Consider the following 11181-nt stretch of genomic DNA (forward strand, 5'->3'; position numbering starts at 1 on the left):
GGGAAGGGGAGGGAGAGATGAGATTTTCTACGAATTGGGCGGCTTGTTGTTCTAAGAATTCGACTGCATCGCCGACAGTGCGATAGGAATGTTGAGTTTTGTTAGCTAAAGTTTGGATATCTTGGACTGATAAGTGAGTACAAAAATCAGTCGTGAGTGGATCAAAATCGAGGCTGAAATCTTGAGCCAAAGCACGAGTTAATCCGATATGATGACGATTGGGAAGACGTGCGATCGCCACAATTAAATCTCGCAACTGTTGCCCTTGAGGACATTGTCCAAAAATATGCAAACCATCGCGGATTTGAGCTTCCTTCAATTCACAAAGATAACCATCAAGTGAAGGTAAAACTGAGAAATCAAAACTTGAAACCGAAGATTCTTGTTTTCCTTGAATACCTTTTTTTGCCTTTTGCTTCAATTCCAAATCCAAGAGAAGATTTTCTTTCACAATGAGTTCACGGATGCGATCGCCAATCATTGACAAACGAGATGGATCCAAACTCTCAGCCTCATAATATTCATCAATCAAATTCTCCAACTCATGCAAAGAACCATAAAGTTCCGCACGAGTCAAAGGCGGCGTTAGATGATCTATAATCACCGCTTGAGCGCGACGTTTCGCCTGCGAACCCTCACCAGGATCATTCACAATAAACGGATACAAATGAGGAAGTGCTCCCAAAGCCACCTCTGGATAACATTGATTCGACAAAGCCACACTCTTTCCTGGAAGCCATTCTAAATTTCCATGCTTCCCAACATGAACCACAGCATCAGCCCCAAAACATTTTCTCACCCAATAATAAAAAGCCAAATAATCGTGAGTTGGTTCCAAATCCGGCGCATGATAATTCAAACTTGGATTAACATCATAACCTCGCGCTGGTTGAACTCCCACAAAGATGTTACCCAACTGAATACCAGGAACAGGGAAGGAGGGAGGGAGGGAGTGGGGGAAATTAAAATCTCTTTCTTTTCTTTCTTCTCTTTCTTCCTTTGCGTCCTTTGCGTCTTGGCGGTTCGTTTCAAAAACCCTTCCCCATCTTTGCTCAATTCCCTTCTGCACAGCTTCTGGTAACGAAGCAAAAAACTCCTCATACTCTTCCAAAGAAACACTTTGCAACACCGGACGCAACTCCTTACCTTCCGAGTCATTCGTCACTCCAGCGGTGAGACATTCAATCAACTCATCCCCACTCTCAGGAATATCTTCCACCTGATATCCAGCCAACTGCAAAGCCTTGAGAATTTCCACACAACTTGCTGGTGTGTCTAACCCCACACCATTTGCAAGACGTCCATCACGGTTTGGGTAATTTGCCAAAATCAGCGCCACACGACGTTCTTGAGGAGACTTAGAACGCAGACGCACCCAATTAGCTGCTAATGAAGCGACAAACTCAATGCGATCGCTCACTGGTTCATAAACTACCACATCAGTTTCCAAAGAGGAATTGCTACTTTGTACCCTCTTAAAAGACACAGCGCGACTGATAATTCGCCCATCTACCTCTGGAAGTGCCACATTCATCGCCATATCACGGGGTGAAAGCCCTTGAAATTCTACCTCCCATTGTTCAATTGAACCACCACTGAGGATAACTTGCAACACTGGCACATCCAATGTTTTCCACAAATCAATCTGTGGTGTTTCTGTTTCCAACCGCGCCAGAGAAAAACTAGTGGTATTTAACAGCAGTCCGATTTCCTGAGTATCCTTGGGTTGAAAAAATTCACATAACTCTGTTTGAACATCAACATCACGCAAGGAAGATACAAAAATCGGCACAGGTGTCAAGTTTCGCTTTGCTAAAGCTTTGCACAAAGCATCAATCACCTTAGTATTGCCCGCCAAATAATGAGCACGATAGAACAGAATTCCTACTTTCCCTACTTCCCCTACTTCCTCTACTTCCCTTCCCTTCCCCCATTCATACAATCCTACGCGAGGAACTACTCGCGGTGCTGGAGGATTAAAAGAAGTTGAAAAGCAAGTATCACAAATAAACTGAAGAGCGTTGAGAATATTTTCGACTCCACCTTCGTTAAAGTATTGCCATACCTGATTTACAGTACTTAGAGGTAGGGTAGACCCACAGATGAAATCCGGGTCTATTGCGTCATCTCCTGGCATTACAATAAGGGTTGTACCATTACGTTGCACGATTTCCTGCACAACTTCTAAGCCATAAGCCCAATAAGAACGCCCTCCTAACACGCGGAGAATAATCACCTGTGCGGATTCTAGGACTTTTTCGGCATAGTTATCAATACTTATTTGTTGCTGTAACTGCAGCAAGTTAGCAACTCTTAAAGCAGGAAATGTCGTGGGTAATTTGGGTACAGCAGCCGCCAAAGTTTGAATGTCGGTATCAGCAGACGTAAGAAATACTATGGGAGCAGGGGTTTGTTCAAGAAAAATGACGCTTTCTAACTGAGGATTCCATCCTCCCGATGTGGCATTAATACGATGCATAATTCTGTCTTACCGTCTTAAACTGTTGGTTAGGACATCATACAAAAAGTTTTTGATTAACAGCAAAAAGCCCCTTTCACTCTTATTTCTAACAATTTTTTAACAATGTCTAGTTCTGCCGATTTGAGCTTCTCTCGAACCTTGCCTAATAATGTGTTTCATCAGCTTGGGGAATTATTGGAGCAGATGGCTCAAGCGGTAGGAAAGGCAGCTGTGGTGCTCACAGAAGCTGTGTTGATACCAGTTGATATTCCCCAACAATGGCAGATGCAACGGTTTACTGTAGTGGTTTGTGAACAGTTTAGTGCTCTGCTTGTTGGTTTTCCAGAACAGGTAAAGGAGGGAGAAGGGCAGACTTTTGACTCAGCACTGAATCCTCTGTACTCTGCATTGAATGTCCGGTTAACGTTTGATCCAGAAGCGATCGCCTCCTTTGTTTCGAGCTTAAGAGATTTGTTTGAGCCGGGTTCCCATACCTACGAAAAACTTGAACACTATCGCCAAATTCCTGTTTCTAATGATGCCACGCTTCAGTGTCAATTTTCACTTTTATTATTAAAGTATTTTTTGCCACAACAAAACAGTGAGGGAACAGAATCATTTCCTGCGACTTATCCTCATGTTTCTGTGTGTCAACCAGTAGAACATGCTCTGCAAAAACAGATTGCTCAAGAGCGACTGTTAAATCAGGTGACAACACAAATCCGTAAAAGTTTGGATTTACCTGTTATTGTGGCAACAGCAGTTGCACAAGTACGAGAGTTTTTAGAATTAGACAGGCTTGTCGTTTATAAATTTGAAAGGTCAACACTCAACACTCAAGAAGTAACAACCTCTTCATCTTCCAATTTTCCGATTTTTCCATCTGGCGATTTTTCCATCTTCCCATCTTCGTATCTCCCAAACCCTACTCTTCAAGAACGCCGACAACGAATCGGAAGTCTTCCACAGAACACTTCAGCGCAAGGATTTTCCGCACCTAATGAAAGTGTCTCTGACTTTTACACCGTATCTTCTCAACCCTCAGGGCAAGATTTGCCCAAGCAAACAGGTTGTGTCATATATGAAGTTCGTGCTCATGAAGAGATTTCGTCAGTTTTGAATTACACAGAAGGAAATTGTATCACGCAAACAACCCATGTTTGGGATAAGTTTAGCAAAGGATTTACCTTAGCAGTGGATGATGTAGAAAAAACTTATCCACTGGAAGAATGTTTATTGAATTTTTTAAGAGAAGCTAGAGTCCGCGCTAAGTTAGCTTCCCCAATTATGTATGAAGAAAAACTTTGGGGATTGTTGATTGCTCATCAGTGTAACACGCCACGCCACTGGAGTGAAAGTGAAAAAAATTTGCTCAGATCTGTTGCAGAACAACTTGCAGTTGCTATTCACCAAGCAGAGTTAATGCGATCGCTCACTCAAGAAAAACAAACTTTAGAGCAACGTGTTGTTGAGCGTACAATAGCCTTGCACGACGCGCTTGTGGCGGCCCAAGCCGCTAGCCGCCTCAGAAGCGAATTTCTTGCGACGATTAGCCATGAATTGCTCACACCTCTAACCTACGTCATCGGGATGTCTTCCACTTTACTACGTTGGTCTTTTGGCGAGTTGACTCAACGCCAAAGAGATTATCTACAAACTATCCACGATAGTGGAGAACATTTATTAGAAATGATTAACGACATTCTCGACCTCTCTCAGATTGAGGCGGGCAAAGCAGTTTTAGATATCACAGAATTTTCATTAATAAACATAGCAGAATCTACAGTTAACGCGCTCAAAGAAAAAGCAACAACTCAGCGAGTCAATCTCAGACTTGATGTACAACTCAACGCACAGCGAGATTTGTTCACTGCTGATACAAGAAGAGTACAACAAATTCTGTGGAATCTGTTAACAAATGCGATCAAATTCACACCAGAAGGTGGTAATGTCATTTTACGTCTTTGGGTAGAAGACAACACTGCTATGTTTCAGGTAGAAGACACCGGCATAGGAATTCCGGAAGAACAGTTATCACTTTTGTTTGAGAAATTTCATCAACTTGATACACCTTACCGTCGTCGTTATGGAGGAACTGGATTAGGTTTAGCTCTGACGAAACAACTTGTAGAACTTCATCGAGGTCGAATTGAGGTAGAATCTACTCCCAATGTTGGCTCAATTTTTACCGTCTGGATACCAGCACAAGCCCTTTCCAGTTCTGAGCCTTAAGTACTACGTGGAGAGTCAACTTTTTATTTGAGATTTTTGCTGATTTGCAACAGGTTGTGAAATCGTAAATGAAGGTGAATCTTCAAGCAGAATTTGTTGGGATGGTGCTTCAGTATTTGTATGATTCAAGTCGGAGCCAAAAAGCTTATCGCCAAAAAGTTTATCGTAATTGGAAGCAACAACCAGAAATGCCCCACCTAATATATATATAGGAAGTGGCAGGCTAAATTTTTTCATCCAGTCGAACAGTTGCGCTACGGCAAACAGTACTAAAAAACAGGCAAGCCAAACTCTCACGTTTCTACCCCTGGATTCAAAAGACTGTATTAATTTTAGTACTAATGACGTGAACTACCCCACCCTGTAGCAGCTTGAGGGTGGGGCTTATAGTTTCACGGGGGAGTGCCTTGTTAGGTTAAACTTCCCCACCGCATGACGGATGGGGAATCACGGCGTCAGGTTAAATTTCGTTATTTACTCTTTGTGGCATAAAGGGAGTGATAAGACCGCTTCAGCAAAGTGCCTCCAGCTAAAACACTTATGCCTAGTATGCCTAACATTGAGGAAGGTTCAGGTACAGACGTTACAGGTGTTATAGAAAAAGAGATTATTGGATAACCTGAATTCACTGGTGTACTAGAAGCACCTGTATCGTAAGTACCTATATAACCTAATTCTAGGTATTGATAACTATTAAAAACATTATATGACTGATTTCCCACAGTGTAGGCGAATCCAAATTCATCCAATTGTGAAGAAGAGTCAGCGAATAAGAGATTATTGTTATCAAGAAATGAATTGGGAGATAACAGTGAGCTAATGGACTGTCCATTTCTTGTCCCAGTAATACCTGTAATCAGGTAACTATTCGTAGCTGGATCATAAGGGTCAGTTGTTAATACCCCAGTTGCCGTGACAGTATCAGTACTGTCAAGAAAACTTACACCGGAGTAAGAAAAATTAAAAGTAGCAGCTAAAACAGGAGCAGCACTTATAGTTGTCAGAAAACAAGCAACGCTAGAGACAGTCATTGCTAGTTTTTTATCAATGTTCATCCAATTTTCCCCTTTATTTCAAAGCACTCTAAATAAGCAAGAAAACAACTCAGGCAACACTCAAGCAGCTTGCTCAAATTTTGTTGTTTAGGCAGCTAAAAATTTTTAGTAGAGGTTAGGCGACCACTTCATAGGGCAGCATCATCTCGTTATCTTCGTGACCAAACATATGGCAGTGCCACACGTAGAGTCCGGTGTATGAGTTACCGAAAGGCAAGTTCGGTGCAGCTTTAGCACCAAACGGAACAATGATGCGGACAACCTCCTGCGCGCCGACGACTACCGAATCCTTCCAACCAGCCTCGTTCGACGCTGGCGATTTTGCCGAACCAATCGTATATGGGGTAGGGTCGATTGGTGGGTAACCATAGGGCACTGTCGATCCACCAATTAAATGGTCTATGAGGACTTGACGTGGACCGGTGGCTCTGTATGCTGCAACGTACTGACTGTAATCGATTGCCTGCCGGTTGAGGATCTGAAATGGAACCAGATGCAAATGCACTGTATGGGCGAACGGTTGAAGATTAATAATGTTCCACTGCTCTACGGTATCTACCTTTGGCTTCTCTATCAATTCCTTTTCATCCCAGTAAACGGCGTTGAGCAGAACCACTGCTGCAATACCAGTAGTACTGTCCAAGACCTCTGTTATGGTTAGGAAACGCTGTCGCACAGGTGGAGTCTCAATTTGTGCGATCTGTGGTTTGTTTAATCGCAGTCGAGTCGGGACAGGTTTAGGATTAGCAGCACCCGCCTTCACCGTAAACTGCATGATTTCTCCAAGCTTGGCGTAATTCTGGTTGATGAGTGTCGCCAAACCCTTTGGATACGGTGCAGCAGCGTCATTTTGCAAGACAATCTTCTCTCCTGGTAGCCTATCGGAGAAGTCAATCAGCACGTCAGCCCGTTCACCAGGACCAAGCAGCAGTTCAGACAAATAAACCGGAGTATTCAGGAAGGCTTGATCAGTACCGATTTGAATCAACTTCTGTTTGGACGACAGTTTGAAATTGTAGAATCGGGAGTTTGAGGCGTTGACGATCCGGAAGCGGTACAAAGTTCGCTCAACATCAAGGTTTGGCCACGCCTTACCGTTGACGACAGCAACGTCACCGTAATACACGTCATCCCATGATGATGGGTAATACAGGGAACTATCGGAGTTGAACGACACATCTTGCACTAACAGTGGCACCTCATAGGGAGGTCCAGCAGGGATACCGAGAGGTCCATTTCCACCTGCGGGGTCGTCATCGTCCCTAATCAGGTAGAACCCAGCCAGCCCAGCCTGAACGTTCAAGCTGGTGATGCCGAGTGAATGGTCGTGGTACCACAACGCTGTGGCTTCTTGATTGTTGTTGAATTTGTACTCATAACTCTGTCCTGGTAGGAACGTGTCTTCTGGGTAACCGTCGTATTGGGGTTCGCTGTTACTGCCGTGTACGTGTATGACTGTCCGTGGGTTAGTTGCATCAGACCCCTTGACACCATGCAACGATGTGTCAACCGACCCTGCTAGCGGGTGGCGACCAAGGTTATTGACTGCTGTAAAACTAACTGGTTTCCCTCTTGTCACCTCCAAAGTCGGACCGAGGTAAGAGAATCCGCCGTAGCCGAAGGTGGATGTGGCTTGCAGGCTACTGTGGAATGAGTGTGAACCTGAGGCGATCGCTAAGGTGCTTGGCGGCGAACTTGGGGCTAAGATGGGCAGAGACTCTGTAAATTTCGAGAGTGTCGGCGAGGCTGCGATAGTTTTCTTTGCTTTAAGCATTTCAGGGATGAGAAGTCCTGCTCCTAACCCCGCACTTGCTATAAGAAGTTGTCTTCTGGTGAACATTGTTACTTTTTCCGTAACTATATAATGATAAATTTATCAGGTGTTCAGTAGGATTTTATGCAAGTTTAATAAAATAAAGTTTAAGTATTTGCTCACAATACTCAGATCTTGCTTGAAGTGAAAAACCGGGTTTCTTGAGAATACCTACTCCTAGAAACTTTAATTTCTGGTTGATAAACCTGGTTTTTTGGATCTTGTTGAGAATGATGCAAGATATCAGAATAAGAACTGAAGCGTCTTGAAAACAAGAAATATGACGAGTTGTCATATTTTGTAATATAAACAACGGTATACTAAGTATAGTCACTTAATGATTCACCTGAGTTGCCACGCCCTAGGAGATTCACCAGTAGCGAAGTTTGACAGCTTATCCTTTGACAAGAAATACTGTAATCAGCATGATAAAAATTCTTAACAAACAAGCTTTTTATGGAGAGAACACAGGATGAAAAAAATTTTTTCAGCATTGTTGCTAGTCATGGCAATTTTTACCTTTGCCTTTAATCGTCCAGTTCTAGCCGCAGATGCTGTTAAGGGATCAAAAATCTTCACTGCCAATTGCGTTTCTTGTCACGTCGGTGGAAAGAACCTGGTTCAAGCTAACAAAACCTTGAAAAAAGACGCTTTGGAAAAATATGGGATGTATTCGGCAGATGCTATTATTACTCAAGTGACAAAAGGTAAAAATGCCATGCCTGCTTTCAAAGGTCGTTTGAAACCCGAGCAAATTGAAGATGTCGCAGCATACGTGTTGGAACAAGCTGATAAAGGCTGGAAGTAAAGAGTCATATCATGTCCGGTAAATTACTTATGATATGTCCGCAGCGGACAACTGTTCAACCAGACATAATATTAAGTATTGAAGAACAAATAGGTAAATTTGAGCGTCAGCCCAAGGCGCATGTACCTTAGACTCTCGCATATCCGTAAGAATTCAGGGACGCGATAGTCATGAAATGGAAAGACTTGTATAGAAATTCTACCAAGTTCATTTAATGACTTATCATTCAAAACTCCTTGGCTTGTTGTATCAGCGTTTGTAGGCATCACTCTTAGTGACAAGTCTTCACCTGAACTTGATATGATGTGTCTTTATGGAAAGAATAATAAAACAGCCAATTTTCAAAATAAAATGAGATGAAATCTTTTAATTTCCTATCGGCTGTCCTCGCTAGATAACTTAGGTAGTTCCTCTATGGCTTTTGACCACACTCGTTTGTAATCTTCAATTGCGCCACTGTAATCTTTTAGTTTAGAGCGAGCGTTACCCCGGCTGATATAAGCTTTAGGATCGTTAGGATGAAGCTGTAGAAAGCTGGTGTAATCTTCAATGGCACCGTTGTAGTCTTTTAGCCTAGAGCGAGCATTAGCTCGATTGATGTAAGCTTCAGCATTGTTGGAACTCAGTTCTAAAGACCGAGTATAATCTTCAACTGCGGCACTATAATCTTCTAACTCACAATAAGCATTACCTCGGCTAATGTAAGCCTGAGCATGATTAGGATTTATCCACAAGCACTGAGTATAGTCATCAATTGCACCTATGTAATCTTTTAGTACAAAGCGAGCATTGCCCCGACTGAGATACGCTTGTGCATCGTTAGGATTAGCCTTCAAAGATTGTGTATAGTCTTCGATAGCGCCACTATAATCATTCAATTCATAACGAGCATTCCCACGGCTAACATGTAACTTTGCATTCTCAGAACTTAGTCGCAGAGATTGGCTGCCATTTTCAGGCTCATATTGAACATTACTAAAGCTAACGTAAACTTCAGAATCATTAGAATTCAGCGGCAGAAACTGGGTACTATTCTCAAATGTGCTGCTGTCATCTTCCAACATTGAGTGATTGTGAGTCTGGCTGATATTGATATCAGTATCCATATCCACCTGACTAGAATTGAGTTCCAAATAGTGAGTGTGCTCTACAATAACTTCTTTTTTGTCGTCAAGTTTAGAGTACATCAACCCCATCTCACTGGGAATAGAATAGTCAGGATTGATATGCATGGCATGACTGTAATCTGCAATTGCTCCTTTGTAGTCTCCTAGTTCGACGCGTAGCAACCCCCGATTGTAGAGAGCATCAACGTCCTTGGGATAATGTCGCAGGTACAAATCAAAATCTATCATTGCACCCTTGTAGTCTCCTAACTTTTGACGAGCAAGCCCTCGGTTATAATAAGCTTTAAAGCCGTTAGGATTGAGCCTCAAGAACTCGTTAAAGTCTATGATCGCTCCTTTGTAATCTCCTTTTCGAGCCTTTTCTTCTCCTCGGCGGTAGAACATCTCAATAAAATCGTACTGGCGACGATGCTGTGCTAATGCCTGCTGTCGTTGCATGATAGTACGTGATATAGTCATAGCATTACTCCGTAACTCAATTTGTGCCATCACCTGGCTACTCAACACCTGTAATGCTTCCACCTGTTGCGGACTCAAATCTCGGGGCACAACGTCAATGACACATACCGAACCCAGCGCAAATCCTTCAGGTGTAATTAGAGGCGCACCAGCATAAAAACGAATGTTCGGATCGCAGAGTACCAAAGCGTTTGTTGCAAACCTAGAGTCTGACAACGCATTTCTGACGATTAATGGTTTTGATTGCAAAATTGTATAAGCGCAAAATGCAAGATCCCGGATCGTCTCAGGGGCAGTTAAACCTACCTTCGATTTAAACCACTGCCGATTCGCGTCAACAAAACTGATAATCGCAATTGGCGTATGACAAATTTGTGCAGCCAAAAAGGTGAAATCGTCGAAGACTTTTTCGGGAGGAGTGTCGAGAATTTGATACCGATGCAACGCATTGAGCCTATCCAATTCATTGTTAGGCAGTGGTGGTTGTGAGTTCATTTTTCTTAGTAGACCTCCAAAAGCTGTTTTGATAGAGTGAACAATATCAAAATACCCATCTTCAACAACAAGTAAACAACAAGTAGTTCTTCTTATAGAAGTCTCGTGCTTTTCTATGACTCAAACACACCCTATTTACCTGTGCAATAGTGAAAAAGCCCTTAGAACTGGCTGATTGCTTGCTGCTAAAGCGACAAAGCTAGTTTTTTCTTAAAAACTAGCTTTGATTATGACTTGTTACAAATCTAGTATTCAACACTTATGTGTTGGATGTCACACAAATCGTAACATAAAATGAGTATGTATCTTACATTTTTTAAATAGACTTAACTGGACTTTAGGTATTATTTCTGTTTTATACTCATTTATTGAGCAATTGTCAATTTATGTAAAGATTTTTATATTTACTTGTGAACATACGTTTTTAAACAGGCTTCTAGAGTGTCGGTACAGTGATGCCAAAAACCCGGTTTTTTAAATCGAGTCAACGAAATATCAATCTTTTCAACTGAAGAAACCGGGTTTGTTACCTCGATTCAGATTAATGTACCAGTGCTCTAGCATCTGGCTAATAGCAAATTTTAGTATTTTTGTCATCTATCTTAGAAAGTATAAATGAGATGATGATGAAACTTCTTGAAGTAAGAGGTCATTTATAAAGTAAATATTAAGTAGAGTGTGTTACGGCTATGTAAGGTATGAAGCGTCTTTAGAGAGTAGGAATGAGCCGC

General features: G+C 42.2%; 7 protein-coding genes. 2 read left to right on the plus strand and 5 right to left on the minus strand.

Annotated features, from left to right (window positions below):
* Window positions 1-2479 (minus strand): cobaltochelatase subunit CobN (gene cobN / locus DP117_RS34560; RefSeq protein ID WP_169222645.1); only part of this gene is annotated, 2479 nt, incomplete at its 3' end.
* A 105-nt stretch (window positions 2480-2584) separates the two neighbouring features.
* Here cobN and DP117_RS34565 point away from each other — a divergent pair.
* Window positions 2585-4693: an ATP-binding protein gene (locus DP117_RS34565; RefSeq protein ID WP_169222646.1), complete on the plus strand. Its 2109-nt coding sequence runs from the start codon at window positions 2585-2587 to the stop codon at window positions 4691-4693.
* Between the two features lie 15 nt (window positions 4694-4708).
* Here the strand turns inward: DP117_RS34565 and DP117_RS34570 are convergent, their stop codons facing one another.
* The 3 genes from DP117_RS34570 to DP117_RS34580 form a co-directional block, all read right to left on the minus strand.
* Entirely contained in the window at window positions 4709-4990 is a 282-nt protein-coding gene (locus DP117_RS34570; RefSeq protein ID WP_169222647.1) for a hypothetical protein, read from the minus strand.
* A 173-nt stretch (window positions 4991-5163) separates the two neighbouring features.
* On the minus strand, window positions 5164-5748 hold the full coding sequence (locus DP117_RS34575; protein WP_169222648.1) for a PEP-CTERM sorting domain-containing protein: 585 nt from the start codon (window positions 5746-5748) through the stop codon (window positions 5164-5166).
* A gap of 115 nt (window positions 5749-5863) precedes the next feature.
* Window positions 5864-7588, minus strand: coding sequence for a multicopper oxidase domain-containing protein (locus tag DP117_RS34580; protein WP_169222649.1), 1725 nt, complete (start codon window positions 7586-7588; stop codon window positions 5864-5866).
* A 445-nt stretch (window positions 7589-8033) separates the two neighbouring features.
* Between DP117_RS34580 and petJ the strand changes: the two genes are divergently transcribed.
* The gene (petJ, locus tag DP117_RS34585; RefSeq protein ID WP_169222650.1) at window positions 8034-8369 is read left to right on the plus strand and encodes a cytochrome c6 PetJ; all 336 of its coding nucleotides are present in this window, start codon (window positions 8034-8036) and stop codon (window positions 8367-8369) included.
* A gap of 374 nt (window positions 8370-8743) precedes the next feature.
* On the opposite strand, the gene DP117_RS34590 is transcribed toward petJ, so the two are convergent.
* Window positions 8744-10450 (minus strand): tetratricopeptide repeat protein, encoded by a 1707-nt coding sequence (locus DP117_RS34590; protein ID WP_169222651.1) that lies wholly within the window; start codon window positions 10448-10450, stop codon window positions 8744-8746.
* Window positions 10451-11181: the final 731 nt, after the last annotated feature.

This window comes from Brasilonema sp. UFV-L1 (assembly GCF_012912105.1).
In the GTDB taxonomy this organism is placed as follows: Bacteria; Cyanobacteriota; Cyanobacteriia; order Cyanobacteriales; family Nostocaceae; genus Brasilonema.

What these genes read in the sequence shown, in the direction of transcription:
- DP117_RS34565 (WP_169222646.1), top strand. Translation starts at nt 2,585, where the DNA reads ATGTCTAGTTCTGCCGATTTGAGCTTCTCTCGAACCTTGCCTAATAAT.
- DP117_RS34575 (WP_169222648.1), bottom strand. Translation starts at nt 5,748, where the DNA reads ATGAACATTGATAAAAAACTAGCAATGACTGTCTCTAGCGTTGCTTGT.
- DP117_RS34580 (WP_169222649.1), bottom strand. Translation starts at nt 7,588, where the DNA reads ATGTTCACCAGAAGACAACTTCTTATAGCAAGTGCGGGGTTAGGAGCA.
- petJ (WP_169222650.1), top strand. Translation starts at nt 8,034, where the DNA reads ATGAAAAAAATTTTTTCAGCATTGTTGCTAGTCATGGCAATTTTTACC.
- DP117_RS34590 (WP_169222651.1), bottom strand. Translation starts at nt 10,450, where the DNA reads ATGAACTCACAACCACCACTGCCTAACAATGAATTGGATAGGCTCAAT.